Annotated in this window: 14 protein-coding genes; 6 read left to right on the top strand and 8 right to left on the bottom strand. The window is 37.6% G+C overall.

Translation table 11 applies throughout. The features are described from left to right. Positions 1–64: 64 nt before the first annotated feature. From ESZ36_RS17480 to ESZ36_RS17450, 7 genes are all read right to left on the bottom strand, one after another. Positions 65–667 (bottom strand): DUF938 domain-containing protein, encoded by a 603-nt coding sequence (locus ESZ36_RS17480; protein WP_146790403.1) that lies wholly within the window; start codon positions 665–667, stop codon positions 65–67. After that, a complete protein-coding gene (locus ESZ36_RS17475; protein ID WP_146790247.1) occupies positions 660–1,790 on the bottom strand; it encodes a GNAT family N-acetyltransferase in 1,131 nt (376 codons plus the stop codon). Before ESZ36_RS17475 ends, ESZ36_RS17480 begins: the two co-directional genes overlap by 8 nt. A gap of 159 nt (positions 1,791–1,949) precedes the next feature. Further along, positions 1,950–3,251 carry a HAMP domain-containing sensor histidine kinase gene (locus ESZ36_RS17470; RefSeq protein ID WP_146790245.1) on the bottom strand — a complete coding sequence of 434 codons (1,302 nt, stop codon included), beginning with the start codon at positions 3,249–3,251 and terminating at the stop codon, positions 1,950–1,952. A 2-nt stretch (positions 3,252–3,253) separates the two neighbouring features. Then, positions 3,254–4,003 (bottom strand): response regulator transcription factor, encoded by a 750-nt coding sequence (locus ESZ36_RS17465; RefSeq protein ID WP_425457415.1) that lies wholly within the window; start codon positions 4,001–4,003, stop codon positions 3,254–3,256. A 101-nt stretch (positions 4,004–4,104) separates the two neighbouring features. After that, the gene (locus ESZ36_RS17460) at positions 4,105–4,524 is read right to left on the bottom strand and encodes a DUF3019 domain-containing protein (protein ID WP_146790242.1); all 420 of its coding nucleotides are present in this window, start codon (positions 4,522–4,524) and stop codon (positions 4,105–4,107) included. Then, entirely contained in the window at positions 4,514–5,434 is a 921-nt protein-coding gene (locus tag ESZ36_RS17455; protein ID WP_246129155.1) for a MipA/OmpV family protein, read from the bottom strand. Before ESZ36_RS17455 ends, ESZ36_RS17460 begins: the two co-directional genes overlap by 11 nt. 201 nt (positions 5,435–5,635) lie before the next feature. Then, positions 5,636–7,741 carry a TonB-dependent receptor gene (locus ESZ36_RS17450; RefSeq protein ID WP_146790238.1) on the bottom strand — a complete coding sequence of 702 codons (2,106 nt, stop codon included), beginning with the start codon at positions 7,739–7,741 and terminating at the stop codon, positions 5,636–5,638. Positions 7,742–8,381: 640 nt separating this feature from the next. Between ESZ36_RS17450 and ESZ36_RS17440 the strand changes: the two genes are divergently transcribed. The 6 genes from ESZ36_RS17440 (at position 8,382) to ESZ36_RS17415 (ending at position 15,376) form a co-directional block, all read left to right on the top strand. Further along, positions 8,382–9,350 (top strand): ABC transporter substrate-binding protein, encoded by a 969-nt coding sequence (locus ESZ36_RS17440; RefSeq protein ID WP_246129154.1) that lies wholly within the window; start codon positions 8,382–8,384, stop codon positions 9,348–9,350. 13 nt (positions 9,351–9,363) lie between these two features. Next, the gene (locus tag ESZ36_RS17435) at positions 9,364–10,647 is read left to right on the top strand and encodes a sensor domain-containing diguanylate cyclase (protein WP_146790234.1); all 1,284 of its coding nucleotides are present in this window, start codon (positions 9,364–9,366) and stop codon (positions 10,645–10,647) included. Positions 10,648–11,067: 420 nt separating this feature from the next. Further along, positions 11,068–11,823 (top strand): class I SAM-dependent methyltransferase, encoded by a 756-nt coding sequence (locus ESZ36_RS17430; protein WP_246129153.1) that lies wholly within the window; start codon positions 11,068–11,070, stop codon positions 11,821–11,823. 295 nt (positions 11,824–12,118) lie between these two features. Beyond that, positions 12,119–13,942: a thiamine pyrophosphate-dependent enzyme gene (locus tag ESZ36_RS17425; RefSeq protein ID WP_246129152.1), complete on the top strand. Its 1,824-nt coding sequence runs from the start codon at positions 12,119–12,121 to the stop codon at positions 13,940–13,942. Positions 13,943–14,072: 130 nt separating this feature from the next. Further along, complete coding sequence (locus ESZ36_RS17420; RefSeq protein ID WP_146790232.1) at positions 14,073–14,552, top strand: AAA family ATPase; 480 nt, start codon at positions 14,073–14,075, stop codon at positions 14,550–14,552. A 65-nt stretch (positions 14,553–14,617) separates the two neighbouring features. After that, a complete protein-coding gene (locus ESZ36_RS17415) occupies positions 14,618–15,376 on the top strand; it encodes a phytanoyl-CoA dioxygenase family protein (RefSeq protein ID WP_146790230.1) in 759 nt (252 codons plus the stop codon). 82 nt (positions 15,377–15,458) lie between these two features. Here the strand turns inward: ESZ36_RS17415 and ESZ36_RS17410 are convergent, their stop codons facing one another. Continuing rightward, a complete protein-coding gene (locus ESZ36_RS17410; RefSeq protein WP_211357807.1) occupies positions 15,459–17,654 on the bottom strand; it encodes a S46 family peptidase in 2,196 nt (731 codons plus the stop codon). Between the last annotated feature and the right edge of the window lie 4 nt (positions 17,655–17,658).

Raw genomic sequence — 17,658 nt, 5'->3', positions numbered from 1 at the left:
TGTTGCTATCTATTCGTTATGAGCCGTCTGTTTGATACTTTTTATCTTCATTTAGCACGAACAACTAACTTTTTGAAAAAACTAAAAGCTGATTATTAGCGGGCATAACATGATCGTCTATTAACGTAAGACCTGCGGAATTTGCTAATAACAAAATCGCTTCGATATCACGAATACCACTATCTATATCTCTGTCTTTCAACCAGAAATCAAAATTAGCATTACTGTCGCTGGTGTATTTCCCTTGATACTTAAAGGGACCGTATATACAAACGATAGCTTCTGATGCTAAGTTTTGTGCGATACCATCAAAAAACTTTACTACTAATGGCCAGCTTATTATATGAAGGGTATTGGCAGTATATAATCCATCAACTTGCAGAGTATTTTTAGGCATCGGCCAGGTTTTATTCAAATCTATCACAATAGGTTTTTGCACGTTAGACAAGACTGTTTCATCTAACCACAAATTAATACCTTGATGATTTATTGGTAAATCACTGGTTTGCCAAATTAAGTGGGGTTGATGCTGGCCAAAGAAAACCGCATGTTGTCCCGTTCCTGAGCCAATTTCTAAAATATGTTTATTTTTTGAGAATACTTTTGACAGAATATTTAAGATCGGCCGTTTGTTGTTTTCACATGCTTGAGAGAAGGGTTTATTCATCATATTTTCTGAAAGGTAATATCTGCTGACATTGTTGCTGGTACGTTAGCATATGCTGCTGCTCTTGTTGACAAAAGTTTTTAATTGCCATTCTAAAAGCCGCGTGTTTTATCCAGTGGTAAGAGTGCGTTAATACTGGCTCGAACCCCCTTTGAATTTTGTGTTCACCTTGGGTGCCAGGGTTGAAGCTTCTTAGCTTGTTTTGAATGCAAAACTCGATACCGCGATAATAACAAAGCTCAAAATGTAAATTATTATAGTGTTTGGTGCAGCCCCAATACCGACCATATAATTGAGAATCATCGTAAAAGAATAAAGCACATGCAATATCCTCTTGCTCATTACTGGCAATGATCAATAAAATATTATCTGTCATGTTCAATAATAGCTGTCTAAAAAACTCATAGTTTAGGTGCGGTTGATGACCTCGCTTTAAGTAGGTTAGTTGATAAGTTAGATAAAAAAACTCGAGATCTTTTTCTGTTATTTCGCTATTTTTTAACTGACGAATCTTAATATCTTGTTCAAGGATCGACAGCCTCTCCTTACGGGTATTTTTTCTTTTACGGGAAGTGAATCTATTTAAGAAATCATCGAATGTTTTATAATCACGATTAAACCAGTGAAATTGTACGGTATTACGTTGATAAACATCTTCGGGCAAAGCGGTCTTAATTTCATTGCAATACAAAATATGCCAGCTATTAATGTTTTCTTGTTGGCAATGCTCAATTAATGGCTCAAATAGCTCATTTACTTGGAGTTGTGAAGAAAGCAATTTATCACTACTAACGGGAGTAAACGGGATGGTGGCAACTAATTTAGGGTAATAATTGATGTCATGACGTTTGAAAGCATCAGCCCAATCCCAATCAAAAACATACTCACCACAAGAATGACTTTTCAAATACATCGGCATAACAGCCGTCACTTCATTGTTAGTGGTGGCAACTAAGTGATGGGCTTGCCAACCTTGTTTAGCGCTTGCGGAGTGGCTTTTTTCAAGAGCATTAAAAAAATCATAACGAAGAAAAGGGCAGGGTGAGCTATTTAAATTTTGCCAATCACTAGCACTTATTTTATCAATACTATTAATAAAATTAATTTTTATGTCGGCATTCAATAGAGTATTTCTCAGTAGCTGATTGGTATAAATATACCCTCAAGGTTACCGTTAACAAGAAAGTTATTAAAGGAGTTCTTAACAATTACTACTTATTTTATTTTACTCAATGAACGAAATTAACAGAAGTAGATGAACTAAAAAAGATGATTCAATTAGCTAGTTAACAGGGAATGATAAAGTAAAGTTAGCACCACAAAGTTGTGTACCGTTAACGGCGCTTATACTTCCTAGATGCCAATCCATCACTTTGCTACAGATAGCTAAGCCCAAGCCAAAGTGGCCTTGCTCTCGGGTTCTATCAGCATCAAGTTTCACAAAAGGACTGAAAATAATCTCCAACTTATCTTCACTAATACCTTTACCATCATCGGCTACAGTAATAGAAATGGCGTTGTTACTAGTTTCTAATAAGATGACTATATTGCTGTCAGCATAACCAATTGCATTACTAATTAAGTTGACTATGGCGCGATAACACCAGTGATAATCTAGCTCATAGTTAAGCGTTTTATCTGGGACAATGGTGCTAATCTTTATGTCTTTTTGTGTGGCAAGTACTTGGCAATCAGTGATGGCGGAGATAATTAACGCTTGAATATCGGTTTGTTGTTTTTTCAAGTTTAACGCTTGTCGCTCCATTGATGCGTAATCGAGAAACAGAGAGGTCATCTCTTCCATACGGGTTAATTCATTGTCCATACGGGTTAAGTAGCTATTTTTTTTATCCATTGATTTGCTATCAAGCGCTGCTTCAATACCAAAGCGTAAACAGGACATTGGTGTGCGAATGTCATGGGATAAACTTCGAGCAAGAATCTTATTATCGGCTACTAGGTTTTCTATTTTTCCAGCCATAGTATTAAAGCTTTGCTCTAACATTTTAATATAGGAGAATCGGCTGCTAGCTATACGTGCATCAAGTTGTCCTGAGCCAATTTTAGCGGCGGCATTGTTTAGTAGGTATAAGCGCCTTGTTAACGGTATTAACCATAAAATCAAGATGCCGCAAATACTGACATAGAGTATTAAAGTTAGAATAAAATTGAAATTATCGTCGTCGACAGTTTCAATGGGTAACTCAATGCGTAAAAGGTAGTCAGAATGATTGGCGATATTTTTCACTAAATACTGATGGTGACTTGAAGCAAGTAATAATCCTCCTGACTGGTTTAACTCGGCCACTAATGAACTAGGTAAGGCTATATTTTTACTTGAGGCCAAGCTGGCTTTTATTTGATAGTGTTGTTGAAAGAGATTAACTTTTTCGTTTAATTGCGAATGGGTGAGCGAGCTAAGTTCACTCGATAAACCGTCGAGCAACTGACGATATACAATAGTGCCTTGTGTTTCAGTTATTTTATCTTCAGTTGAGTATTCTACTAGTTCATCTAACCCCCAGCCAATAAAAAATAGCGAGCCTAGTACAGTAAAAATAATACTAATATAGAGACTACGCATAGCTATTCTTCAATATCGCACACTGGCTTATCTTGAGAATTATCTTGCCAAGCATCACTAACAAATAAATAACCTTTACCCCAAATGGTCTTAAACTTTTGTGGCTTTTGTGGATCGTCATTAAAGAGCTTACGTAAGGTGGATAACATAACGTCAAAGCGTCTATCTTGGCCATCATATTCACGTTTTTTAAGGGCTTTAAAAACAGAGTCTCTATCAACAACATTACCAGCATGCTGTGCCAGATAAGTGAGAAAGGCAAATAGACTGGTTGATAACTCAACCTCTTTTCCCTGATAAAGCACACGTTTTGCTTCTTGGTTAATGGTAAGTTGCCCAAAAACCAGTGGGGCATTGAGATCGGGCTCTACTTTATCATTATGGCTTAACTGACGGTTTATTCGTGCTAATAAGGCGCGGGGACGAACCGGTTTTATCACATAATCATCAGCGCCAGCTTCTAAGCCGATTACTTCATCAAATTCATCGGCGCGGGCGGTTAGCATAATAATCGGAACTTGTTTGCTCTGTTCATGCTGGCGGATAAGGCGACATACTTCTATACCATTGAGTCCAGGTAACATAACGTCAAGTAACACTATGTCAGTGGTGTTTTTTTTGATCACATCAAGTACTAGATCGCCACGAGCAACATGGGTAACATTAAATCCTTGCTCGGTTAAATATTCACACACCCAGTCGGCTAGGCTAATGTCATCTTCCACCAATAATATATTGTACATTTTGCTTATTCCTACTGTGTTATATCCATTTGACCAAGATAAATGATCATTTTAAAATGACTTGAATATCCAATGATGTCGTTACTTACAATCGCAATAGCTAGCTATTACTAAAATAGTCGCCAGCGACGTTTACGCGCGGTATTTTTATGCTGCCAACTTACTTCAACTTGAGCTTCGGCTACGACTTTATTGTTAGTTTCTTTACGTAACTGATATTTGACACTTTTATTTGATTCGAAGTCTATTTTTATCTGAACATTGTTACTATTTTTCCAACAAGCTAATTGTTTCTCTTCACCTTCTTGATATAAACAAAAACTTTGTTTTGAAGGTGATTGCCATTGCAATTCTACGGTGGCAAAACAACTACGCCCTTGCCTTAATGTTACACACTGCTCGGGCAGGGCAGTAAAAACCACTTCGTTATCTACTGTTAGCTCATTTGCACTAACTTGCTTACACACCAGTAAGCAATAAAGCAGTGTTGGTAAAACAATGGCAATTCCTTTGCCAACATTAAAATACATACATCACTCCAAGCGTAACTTGGGTAACTTGGTTAGTATCAACTAAGGGGCTTTCTTTTACATTATTTGAAAAATAACTGTGGGTGATACCGGTATGAAAAGACCAGCTTTCTGATAAGGGATATTGCGCATAAACCTCAGCTTGTCCTCTAAAACTTCCACTGGCGTTGTATTCTGGCCTCGTTGCTAATACTTCATCAGGACTAACACCAATATAATAATTAATAATATCTTGGCTAAAATAAGTTAAACCAGCACCTAAATAGATATCCCAATTTTTATAGGGTAATAAATAGCTGTAGAAGCTATCAATGATAAGGCCACCGACATGATTTTCGTTTTCATCTTCACCTGAACTGCCATAAGCAAAATCAATGCGAAATAATGCATTTTCAAAATACTGTGAGTAACGTATCGCTGCACCGATAGTAACTTCACGTTCTTTTAATCCAGTTAGCAACTCTTCGTCGCCACCACCGTACTCAATCAAGGAGTCAGAATCGTAACCTTGCATGTAAGCTTTTAGTATCAGATCAAGTTGCCATTCTTCTTCAATAAATAGTTGGTAACCTAATTCGGTAGCGCCAAGTAGTACATGTGAGCGTCTTTGGTTGCTTTGTAAATAAAAGCCTTTGTAAGAAATATCAACCAACAAACCTGGCAGAAGATATTCTGATAATTTTTCCTGTTCGATGCCGGCTATGATTGTAGGATCATAAATTAAAGAGAGATCTAGTAAAATTTGCCATTCAAAACCATCTTTAATAACCGGTTTGTTGGCATTATTCTCTTGGTTGTCACTGTTATCTTGCCCGTAACTTAAGGAGCTAAATATCACCAAGCTAATGGCGAGTAGCCAAGAAAAGCTTTGATTCTGTGGTTGTCTGATATTATTTTTTTTAAAGGACATAGCAAAGCACAAAGCGTATTTACAAAAAGTAACTATATGTTACCACGGTGTAAATGTTACTTGTGCTTAGCTGTTCATTTTTATTGTTTAAAAAGTGTAAGTAAACTTAAATCCAGTACCATTCAATGTGCGTTATGAAACATGTACCTTGATTGATAACAGCTATCAACACCTTGAATAGTAAAGGTAGTTAACTCTTGATTAGAAAGTCATCTTTAAACCGATATAGGGAAATACGCCAATATCTTCTTCGCCCGACACATTGTATTCAGTCAGGCTGTCGTTATCACTAGGATCGTAGTAATAACCAGAGACATTTTTCTGTGCCATGGCATTGATAATTGCCCAAGTCCATTGCGCGTCGTAGCCCCAATAATTTGTCTTGTAATTAGCTTCTAAATCTAAGCGATGATATACCGGTAATGTTTTTGCGTTTAACTCACCATAAGTCGGTAAGAAGTGATCATCATAGTCAGGGTTTTCACGCAAACCAACGATAGGTGTGTATTTTGCCCCACTGCGCAGGGTGAAACGCAAACCAAAATCCCAACGTTCATTTAACTCATAATTGACAACAATATTGGCGACCAAAGGGGTATCTAAGTAGTAATCAGCAGTGACATTAGTCAAGTCATCAGTACGTTGACTTTGTGACCAACTTAAAGATGCCCAGCCAAACCAACCATTATTGCGTTCATGTCTAACTAGCCACTCAATTCCTTGTGCATCACCTGAGGTATCATTGGTATAGTGCACATCAGCATCCTCTACGGCCGTATTTTCATCAACAGAGCGGGGCAACTTAGTTAGCTCTTTATGGTAGATATCTAGTGAGGTGAACCAAATGCCATTTAAATCATAATCAACACCTAATGAGTAATGCGTTGATTGTGGTGATTTTATCTTTGGGTTGCCTAGTTTATTTAATGCGGTATCAACATCAGGAAAACGGCTATAAGTACCTGCCTTTGCCTTAAAGGTTAAGTCATCGGTAGCGAACCAATCTAAGGCTACCCTAGGATGAACAAAACTTTGGTCGGTGTAATCGTTACGTTCAGCTCTAAGGCCAACAGTTAGCTGCCAAGCATCACTTAGTTGCCAAATATCATGAATATAAACGGCGATATCTTCATCAGTGAGCTTGGCAACATCTTGAATGCGATCACCTTTGTTTTCATTACAGTCGGCATCATTTTCCGTGCAGTAATAAGGGATCATATCGAAACTGTAATCAACGTCTGATTTACTGTAGTCAAATCCAAAACCTAACTTATGATTATCAAGCCAGGTAATTTGTGATGAAAAACGCACATTATAGGACTCTTCATCAACTTTGATAAACTGCCCTTTACCAAAAATCTGGTCAGTTTTGTTGATCGTATGGCCTGCGACTAACTGCATTATTTTTTCTTCATCGCCATAGTATTGCCATGAAAGACTTTGGCTATCGAATTTGGTCAATATTTTAAAATCACCAACACTATCAGGGTCAATTCGACCTTCTTCTGATTTTTCAGAAATATTAACGCCACCGGTATCGCTGGCTCCAGAAGCACTTAAGGTAAGTTTATGAGCATCACCTATTAACCATTGATATTTACCTTGGTAATCTTCACTTATCGGGGCTTTAAATATCGTATATCCCTCATCTTCTTCTCCCTCGGGTAAAAATAGGTGGATCTGACTACGACGATAAGACACGTAAAAAGCTTGGTCTTCAAAGGTTTCACCTTCGATCATAACGCCACTTTTGAGCATGCTTAAGTCAACGGTAGTTGTGATATCTTTGTGTCGAGGATCGCGTAATTGCACATCAAAAACACCACCCGTGGCATTGCCATATTCACTGCCAAATGCAGCTGGATGTAAGGTGAAATCTTGAATTAGGTTTTCATTAAAAATGCTGTCGCCAAATAAATGGAATATGTAACCTGCAGGCATGTCATCAATGTAAAAGGCATTATCTTCGGGAGAAGAGCCGCGCACTGCCGGTGAACCAGTATCACCACCAGCGTAAACAATACCGGGTAAACTATAAACGGCGCTTAAAGGATCATTGCCAATACCTGCAACACTCATTAACTGCTCAGTTTGTTCAGTCATCTCACTATTGGCTTGGTTACGTCTTGAGGTGACTTCGATAACTTCAATGTCTTGACCTATTGCTTTTTTGTCTGTCGCTTCAACAGTGCTTTTATTTGAGTTTTTTTCTGCACTTTCTTCTGATGCTGCCAATGTAGTGACAGGCATTGCCGCTATGAGCATTAAAAGTGAACTAGCCAAACTAGTGGTAGATGTTGTTTTCATTTCTAGCTTCCCTGTCTTTTTCTGGGTGTAATGCGAATTAGTTATGGACTAATTTTGACGAACGCTGATGTAAAAATCAGTAATCTAAGTGTCGAAAAACTGTTAGAAAGTGTAATTTATACTATTTGCTCGTGATGAATATCGAAGTGAAGTAAAGGTGAAAAGACTTATGACGTACTTGTCATAATATTAGGGAGGAAATAACGAGGGTTAAGGCACTTTTAAGTGCTATAGGTCTTACTAATTAAGGTGTTACTGATGTATACCCATGTTACCTCAAGAGACAGGATTCAGCTGGAATTAGAAGCGTCTTTAGGCAAGTTATTGATTGAAGGTAATGGTTGTTCCCTTATCGACATTAATAACTTAGCATAAAGCTTTTCTAAACCAGCCCTACGGGGATGTCTGAGAGAATAATGCTCTTCGTTGCCTCTCTTTTTAAGGGAACAACCCTTAATAAAAAGAGGCGCCTCGATCATAAATCGCACAGTCATCATGAAACTCGCCTCTTGAAGTATCATGGGTATATAAGTAAATGTCAGTACAATGATCCTATTTCATGAATCCTTTCTATACTTAACAAAACCTTTATTTTGTATTGATTATTTTGATTAATAAAAACCTTATTTTGTCTTTGATTATGCTGATTGTATTTATCAGTGCTGTCTGGCTTTATTCTAATTTTGAATCTCATTGGCAGCAGCCAAAATATCCGCTAATGATTGCGGTTTCTAAAACACCGTTATCAACGCCTTTCTATGTTGCTAAGGCAATAGGAGCCTTCGATGAAACTTGCGTTAGTGTCAAATTTGATGAGGTTGTTGGTGGACAAAGAGCATTTGCCAAAGTTATGAATGGTGATGTTGATTTCGGTACTAGTTCAGACTCAGTTATCGCTTTTCAAAGTTTGGCGAACAAAGCATTTGTCACCCATGCAATGTTTGTTCAATCTGATAATGATGTCAAACTCATCACTAGAACCTCCGCTAAAATCAACTCAACCATGGATCTTAAAGGAAAGCGAGTTGGTGTGACTCAAGGTACTGCAAGTGAATACTTCTTGAGTACTTTGTTAGCGCTTGAGGGGTTAACCATAGAAGATGTAGAGCTTCATCATTACAAACCAGAACAGTTAATGAATGGCTTTATAAATAATGATATTGATGCCTTCGTGCCTTGGGAACCTTTTGGATTTCAAAGCGATCAATTGCTTAATGGCCAAATTAAAATACATAACACTAAAAGTTTAAACTCCTTAAGTTTTAATTTGATTTCTGTCACTGCAGATAATTTACTGGTGGAAAAGGCAAAATGTGTTATCCAAGGACTGAGTATTGCTATTGATTATATTGCCTCTCATCCTTCTGAGTCTAAACAAATAGTGATGAATGAACTTAAACTTTCAGCTAAATTTATTGATTGGGTATGGTCCGATTATATATTCAAACTAGGGCTCAACCAGTCTTTAATGTTAAGTGTTGAATCACAAGCCATTTGGGCTGTTGCGACCCAGATGACTCAATTTAATGAAGTCCCCAATATAGAGCACTTTATTGACAGCAGAGCTATGTTGCAAGTTATGCCTAATGCGGTAAATATCCCCCAATAAAGGAAGATTTACGATGAATATCAGTTTGTTGCAACGTATCTTTTTTTTCACTCTCAGTTGTTGTTTATTATTTGTCTTGTTACTTGGCAGTGTCATCTGGTCATCACAGGCGATAGAGCTCGCTTTTAGTCGAAATAATTATGCGCAACAACTCACTAACCAGACAAATACACTAAAGCAACTGGTCGCCAATGATAATATTTATGACAGTAATTACAGTATTAATGATTGGCAATCGTTAGAGTTAAAACTCACTGCACTACTCAAATCATCACCCAAATTAACAGATCAACAACTAACCATTCAAAATAGCCTTCAAAGTCAAAATGAAAGTTTGAAAAACCTTTTTACTCTGATAAATAAAAACAAACTAAAAAATGCCAGCGAGGTAATAAAAACGCATTTGAAAGCAAAGTTGATGACACAGCTAGAAGCTATTCGATCAGATGCTTTACACCTATCAGCAATAGCACAAAAAGATATTTACAACACCATTAAAAATCAAGCTATTTTTATTATTACAGTTTCCGCAGTCAGTATACTCGCTTTGTTATTTGGTGCTTTTACCTTGACCTCTATAGTCAGAAAATCACTGAATGAAGTTAAACATGCTTTTGAGAAAAACCACAGTGGTGACTATCAAAACATACAGCTTTCTCATCACTCTAAAGAGTTTGATAGTATCGCTATAGCGTTTAATGCTATGAATGAAAAATTAAGTGAGTCTACTGTCTCCTTAACCGTTATGAAAAAAATTGTTGAGGAAAGAACACATGTATTAGAGTTGTTATCAAAGACCGACCCATTGACTCAAGTGGCCAATCGACGCGCCCTTTTTGAGCGTGCAAGTATGGAATTTTCTAGGGCAAAGAGAAGTAAAAATAAATTAACGTTATTACTGTTAGATTGCGACTTTTTTAAGCATGTTAATGACGAGTTCGGTCATTTATTTGGTGATGAGTTATTAATCCATATTTGTAATATCTGTAGCCAAGAAATACGTGATATTGATTTTTTAGCAAGATATGGAGGTGAGGAGTTTATTATCGTTTTGCCAAATTGTGATATAGCCGGAGGTATTGAAACCGCTAACCGTATACAGAATTCATTGGCTAAGCATTGCGTGACACTGGATGGTAAAGAAGTTTGTGTGACCTTAAGTATTGGGATCTCTATGCTCAGTGAACGTCATAAAAACTTAGACCAATTAATTAACGATGCTGATAAAGCTATGTATCTAGCAAAGGAAAAGGGTCGAAATCGAATTGAAGTACTTCCTGCACCTAACCTGCACTAAATTAACGCGCGTTACATATTTTGAAACAAGTTACTTATTGCTCAATGAAAACACTGTTATAGACTGTTAGCTTATTTATACCCGTGACCATTCAAAATGCATGTTTCAGTGGGAGAAAAAAACGATTGAGACAAGGCATTGATTAAAGGGAATGGTTGTTCCATTCTCAAAATCAATAACGACGCATCAATCGTTTTTAGCCCCATCGCAGAAGCGCTTGAGCAAAGCCATTTTATTGTTGCATCAAAGAAATAGGGAATGACCATGATTTAATTGACGCGCCTCAAACTGACATTGCTCAAGCACTCTGAATCGAGCATTTTGAATGATTACGGGTATAATACGTTGTAAACTCATTTAATAGTGACATTTTCGCAACGTATAACCTTAATACCTATAATAACAGCTAAGGAAATAACAATGAGTATGAACACATTTCAAGGGAAAATTACCGCTAAGTTAGCGGCACTTTCTGCAATGACTTTATTAGCTTTTAGTGCACCACTTTTAGCCGGTTCACTCGATTTATCAGGTCGAAGTGATGACGATACCCAGCAAGATAGTGGCAGAAAACCTGCACAAATTATCGAGTTTGTCGGCGTTAAAAAGGGTGACAAGGTACTCGATTTGTTAGCTGGTGGAGGCTATTATTCTGAACTACTATCGCGAGTTGTCGGTGAAAAAGGCGAAGTTACCCTGCAAATACCTAAGGCATACCTAAAGTATGCAGAAAAATCGATAAAAGTTAGGCTTGCCAATGACAGGTTGAAAAATGTTACTTATTTACTCAGTGAGGCAGATAACTTAAAACTTAGTGAAAATACTTATGATAGTGCTTTTTTAGTTTTGGGTTTCCATGACATGTTTTTCAAAGAAGATAGCTGGAATTTCACGGCTGATGAAGTGATGCCACAAGTGCTTAAATCATTAAAATCAGGCGGGAAATTATTAGTTATCGACCATGATGCAACAGAAAATAGTGGTATTCTTGATGTTAAATCACTGCATAGAATTGATAGTGCATATGTTAAAGCTGATTTAGAAAAACGTGGCTTTAAATTAGTTAAAACCTCCAAAATATTAGAAAACAATGCAGATGATCACTCTAAGTTAGTTTTTGTTCCTGAACTACGCCGTAAAACGGATCGCTTTGTGATGTTATTTGAGAAAATTTAACCTCACCTAACAGCGAAAATATTTATTGATACTGTAGGAATGCTTCTTTTTAAATATGAGCATTCCTCATTTTCCTTTCAGATTTGACCCTACCTCAGTTGCAAGCTCACTAGTAAAACCAAAATCAATTGAGCTGTCATTTCTCAATTACAGCTTTACAAAAACTGTAAAAAAGACTGCACACACGACTTCATAGTGATTTTATCTAAAGATCATAAAATATGATCTTAATCATATTGGTTGTTTAATAGCCCTTTAAAGTACAGAGATAAACTTTATGGGAGAGATTAAAAATATGTCGTATGAAATGAACTTTGGCAAAGATTACAATGAACAATTACCTACTTTAGGCGAAACCATGAGCGATGTTATTCGCTTTTTTGGTGGACAGCACATTTATGGTGTTGGTGGTGATTTTGCTGCTAACTTAATAGCAGCCCTTGGTGTTAATGAGCATGGCGAAGGCATTCAAATTAATCCCTCAAGTAATGAAATGCATGCAGGATTTTCAGCCTGTGCTCAGGCTGAAGTCGACGGTATGGGGTTTTGTTTAACTACCTATATGGTTGGTAGCTTACCTTGTACTAGTGCTGCCGCATTAGCAGTAACCGAGGGTTTGCCTGTTGTTTTTATTTCAGGCGCTCCTGCAGAAAGTGAAGTAAATCAAGTGGCTATTCATCATACTATTCATCCCAATGCCTCATGGAAGGCTGAATATGATAATGCTTTAGAAGCCTTTTCGGCCTTGGGTATGCGTGTAGAACGTTTACAAGGGCAGCGAGTAGAAGGGCATCCTAATATTGCCGGACAACGTTTTTATCAAATTGTCAGTGAGGCGTATAAGAACAAACAACCAGTTTTTATTGAAGTGCCACGCGACCAAGTCTTTGCAAAAACCCAACCGATTAAGCTACCAAGCACTTTAGATAATATTTGTTGCGGTAGTAATATTTTAGCGGGGACAGAGCTAATTGTTGATAATATTCTAGAAAAATTGGCCCAAGCCAAAGCACCTATGCTCTACTTAGGCGATCGTCTAAAGCACAATGAAAAACTTAAAAGTTTGATCATTAGTTTTGCTGATAAATTTAATATTCCCTACGCCACCACTTGGTTTGCTAAAGGACTTTTTGATGAATATGCGCCACTGTGTTTAGGCGCTTACAATGGTATTTTTACCCAAACAACTGGCCGTGAGTACATTGAACAGCAAGTTGATTATGTTATTGATATTGCGACCAGTATATTCCCGCAAGACAGTAATATTGCTTTTGGTACTGGTACCCATAAAATTGAGCGCTTTGACAATAAGACACTATTAAAAGGCGGTTCACTGTTAGAAAAAGACCTTATCGCAATCTTTGAGCGCTTGTTGGAACAAGATATTATCCCCTTCGACTTTACAGCGCCTTCTCAAAGAGCTTTAACAACCCTAGCCCCACAGATTGAAAGTCATGAATTAGCCAAAGGTGATGATGACATAGATTTTAATAACTTGGCGCAAACACTCAACGACTTACAAGCACAAGATGCGAGTACCTATGTTTATCTACCTGAAGTGGGTAATTCATACTTTGCCAGTTACAGCTTAAAAGTTCGTCAATCAATACTTGGTCGCTCATGGCTCACTAATCCTTGGTATGGCGCAATGGGCACAGCATTACCTTATGCCAGAGTAGTTGCTCAGCGTATAAAGTCACAACAAATAGCAGAACGTGCGGTGGTAATCATTGGTGACGGAGGTTTTCATTTTCAGCTAAATGAACTGATCCATTTTTTAAAGGATAAGTCAGACGTTACCATCGTTTATATGCGTAATAATGTTTTTCACTTAGGAAAAAGTGGTGATGGCGCTATTTATCACTGTAATGACAGTGAATTTGATGTACATAGTTTAGTGAAAGCCTACCAAGGTGATAGCAAAACATGTACTAGCGTCAGAGAGTTTAAAACTTACTTTAAAGCCTGCAGTCAGCAAGCAGGGATATCATTAATTGAAGTACCAGCAAAACCCATTGAAGCAAGACAAAGCAACGAACTGAAGTTATTAAATCTGTATATCAAATCTCAAAATGGTCATGCTGAAGCCGTGAAAGCATGGCGAGCGTTAACCCAGTAAATTTAGTTATCTTGTTGTTTTGGACAACAAACGCTTACCTGTTTTTAAAATCATGAAAATGTGGGATATTAGATAACATAATTAAGCATTACTTATGATAAGTGACGCGCTAAGCTGCGAGGAAAGAATATTGCAGAAGGTGTTAGTTTTTGGTAATTCAGCCAGTGGTAAATCTACCTTAGCTAAGCGATTAGCTAAGGTAGATTTACTGGCACACTTAGATCTCGACTTACTTGCTTGGCAAGCGACCAATCCACCAACCAGAGTACCGTTAGTTGAAAGTGCTAAAGCGATTGAAACGTTTATGCGAGAGCATGACCAGTGGGTTATTGAAGGTTGCTATAGTGACTTATTAAAGATCGCCAAAGAGCAATCAACAGAGATTATCTTTATGAATTTACCTGTTGATGATTGCATTGAAAATGCCAAGAACCGACCTTGGGAACCGCATAAATACGCGTCTAAAATGGAACAAGATACTAACTTAACCATGCTTATTCAGTGGATTTCTCAATACGAACTTAGAGATGATAACTTCTCTAAAGCAGCCCACCTTACGTTCTATCATAGCTATACTGGCGTGAAGAAAATGCTTACTACTAATACTTGATGTTACTCTTAAGCGTAAAGATTTAACGGTAATATTGAAAGCAAATGTTAAGTGTAAAACTCATTATGAATAAAGCATACAATGAAAGTGGTTACTTACTTATACGAAACTTCCTTAACGATAGTGAAGTCTCAACGTTGCATGCCATACTGGCGGAGTTTCATCGTTTATGGCAAAAGGAAAATGCTACTTATTATGCGCAGAACGCAGTTAACTCAGCTTACCTTACTAATAACCAGTATTTAAATGATAAACAGCGACAAGTACTGTTCGATTTTATTGGCTCAGAAAAAGTGATGTCTGTTGTTAATGAACTGATACCCGAACAGCCTTGTTTTTTAAATACCCAACTATTTTTTAATCCCATGAATCCAAAGCAGAGTAACTATTGGCACAGAGATCCGCAATACCACCTCTCTATTGAACAGCAAAAATCGGCTTTGTCGGCCTCTGAGGTTATTCATTTTCGGCTACCTTTACTTGATGAACCGGGTATTGAATTAGTGCCAGGTACACATAAACGTTGGGATTCTACTGAAGAACTAAATGTAAGGTTAGAGCAAAATGGCCATAAAAATGATCAAGCGCTCTCGCAAGGCAAGATCATTAAATTAGCAGCGGGAGATTTATTAATCTTTTCGGCGAATATGATTCATCGTGGTTTATATGGCTTGGATCGTTTAGCATTCGATATACTCTTTTGTCAGCCAGATCTAAGTGTTATTCAATTTGTTTCCAACGACACTTTACCGACTGCTGAGGCCTTAAAAAATATTGAAAACTCAGATGCTTTTGACAATACCATCAAGTTAAAATCCAGATAATGCATGAGCTGCTAGTAAATTGAAAACAAAAAAATCCGGCGCTTGGCCGGATTTTTATGATTAAAGTTGAATAAGCGAAAGGCTATTCAACAATATCCATTTCTTCGATTAGGTTAGTGGCGCCATCTACGTGCTCCATAACCCAAAGCATGTAACGAACATCAACGTGAATTGAGCGATTCAACTTAGTATCGTAATCCCAATCACCAATAATGCTTTCATAAACACCGTCAAATACTAAACCAACAAATTCAGCTTTGTCATTTAGTGTAGGTGAGCCTGAGTTGCCACCGGTAATATCAAGTGTACCTAAGTAGTTAACAGGTACTGAACCAAGTGCTTTTTTCGCATACTCGCCGTACTGTTTTTTATTGATTAAGTCTAATTGCTTTTGCGGAGCATCAAAGGGTGCAACACCAGTATCTTTAGCGACAATACCTTCAAGCGTAGTATAAGGCGTAGCCGTTAAACCATCTTGAGGAGAGTAACCTTTTACATTACCGTAAGTAATACGCAAAGTGCTGTTCGCATCGGCATATACAGGTAAGTCATTATCGTTGAAGTAAGCAATAAGCGCTTCCATGTACTTAGGACGGAAAGCTTGGATATTACCCGCTAGCTCTTTAGATTTATCTTCAATCGCTTTACGTTCTTTAAAACTAGAAACAGCTAATTGAATAAACGGGTCTTTACTCTTGTTAAAGTCACTTACCGATTTATTCATAAGCGCTAAACGCTGTTCTTGTGAATTAAGCTTGGTGTTTTTATACATTTTGCTTAATTGCTTGCGAAGCTTCTTCTCGTTAAAGTTTTTAGCTGTGGTATTCGTTAAGCCAAAGAATTTATCAAATGATTTAAGTCGCTCAGCTTTAGGTAAAGCAACGTAGTGCGTTAACATAGCTACAAGAATTTCTTGGTCAATTTTTTCATCATAACGACGATCAACAGATTTCATACCTTGCTCAAAACGGGCGATATCACGTTCTTGATAACCATGTTCACGGTCAATATTTGGCTTAGTGTTTTCAACGGCTAAACGGTGAAGTTTTTTCGCAGTTGATAACATTTTGCTGTAACGCATGTAACCTAAAATTAAATCACGAGCTTGTTGTTTGTCATCCATTTTAACTAATTTGTCTAAACCAGATAGCGCTTCGCCATATTGAGCTTTACGCTTTGCACTGCTGTTTAACCAGCTAGCTAAGTTTGTTTCAAGTTCTTGCTTACGTTGTAAGAAAGTACCCTTGTTGTAACTGTGGATCATTGAACCATAGTTTTTAGCATAGTTAGCAAGACCGGCTAACGTACTTTCATATTTAATACGCGCTTCACTACCTACTTCTGAATGAGTATGAATTAAATCAATAATCTCTTCGCGGTAAGCTTTAGCGTGTGGGTAAGTCCAAGAGAAAGTATTTTCAACTTCATAAGCTGTACGGTAGCGATTAGTTCGGCCAGGGTAACCAAGAACCATGATGTAATCACCGTCATCAACACTACTTTTGTTAACTTTTAAGTGATGCTTAGGTTGGTATGGAACATTGTCTTTGCTGAAATCAGCAGGTTGGCCATCTTTACCAACATAAGCGCGGTAAAAACCGTAATCACCTGTGTGACGTGGCCACATCCAGTTATCGATATCGCCGCCGTATTTACCAATACTGCTAGCAGGCGCATGGACTAAACGAACATCACGAATAGTAAGCTGCTTGAATAAGTAATACTCTAAACCGCCGTGAAAGTTAACCACACTACAGCGGTATCTATCATCATTTTCACATTCAGCGACTAATTTTTTAGAATTGGTATCAACCGCTTTATAACGATCACTACCTGACATTTTTTCAGTAACACCTGATTTTACCAGTTTAGTTACTTCGGTAATTTCTTCTGTTACATAAATGCGACTACCTGGTGTTGCCGGTAATTCTTCAGCGAAATTTTTAGCTAAAAAACCATTTTTAAGTAAGTTGTTTTCTGCTGTTGAATTGTATTGTACAGAACCGTAAACACAGTGATGGTTAGTTGCTACCAAGCCCTGATCAGAAACAAACGATGCGGTACAACCACCCAAACTAACAATGGCACCCATAGGGAAGCCGGTAAGGTCGGTTAAATCATTTGGATTTAATTTTAAACCCGCGTTGGTTAATTCCTTGGCGATAGTTGGTAATTGGTTTGGCTGCCACATACCTTCATCTGCTAATGCTGAACCTGCGCTAAGAGCTAGTGTCGGCAGTATTACTGACAAGCTCAGAAATTGTTTCATTTTAATCATAGCT

Origin of the sequence: Colwellia demingiae, assembly GCF_007954275.1 — a bacterium.
GTDB lineage: Bacteria > Pseudomonadota > Gammaproteobacteria > Enterobacterales > Alteromonadaceae > Colwellia > Colwellia demingiae.
This window is presented reverse-complemented; position numbering and strand designations above follow the sequence as displayed.

Excerpts from the sequence above, each read along its gene's own strand:
- ESZ36_RS17435 (WP_146790234.1), top strand. The coding sequence starts at position 9,364 with ATGAATATCAGTTTGTTGCAACGTATCTTTTTTTTCACTCTCAGTTGT.
- ESZ36_RS17425 (WP_246129152.1), top strand. The coding sequence starts at position 12,119 with ATGTCGTATGAAATGAACTTTGGCAAAGATTACAATGAACAATTACCT.
- ESZ36_RS17410 (WP_211357807.1), bottom strand. The coding sequence starts at position 17,654 with ATGATTAAAATGAAACAATTTCTGAGCTTGTCAGTAATACTGCCGACA.
- ESZ36_RS17450 (WP_146790238.1), bottom strand. The coding sequence starts at position 7,741 with ATGAAAACAACATCTACCACTAGTTTGGCTAGTTCACTTTTAATGCTC.
- ESZ36_RS17460 (WP_146790242.1), bottom strand. The coding sequence starts at position 4,524 with ATGTATTTTAATGTTGGCAAAGGAATTGCCATTGTTTTACCAACACTG.
- ESZ36_RS17430 (WP_246129153.1), top strand. The coding sequence starts at position 11,068 with ATGAGTATGAACACATTTCAAGGGAAAATTACCGCTAAGTTAGCGGCA.
- ESZ36_RS17415 (WP_146790230.1), top strand. The coding sequence starts at position 14,618 with ATGAATAAAGCATACAATGAAAGTGGTTACTTACTTATACGAAACTTC.
- ESZ36_RS17440 (WP_246129154.1), top strand. The coding sequence starts at position 8,382 with ATGCTGATTGTATTTATCAGTGCTGTCTGGCTTTATTCTAATTTTGAA.
- ESZ36_RS17480 (WP_146790403.1), bottom strand. The coding sequence starts at position 667 with ATGAATAAACCCTTCTCTCAAGCATGTGAAAACAACAAACGGCCGATC.
- ESZ36_RS17455 (WP_246129155.1), bottom strand. The coding sequence starts at position 5,434 with ATGTCCTTTAAAAAAAATAATATCAGACAACCACAGAATCAAAGCTTT.
- ESZ36_RS17470 (WP_146790245.1), bottom strand. The coding sequence starts at position 3,251 with ATGCGTAGTCTCTATATTAGTATTATTTTTACTGTACTAGGCTCGCTA.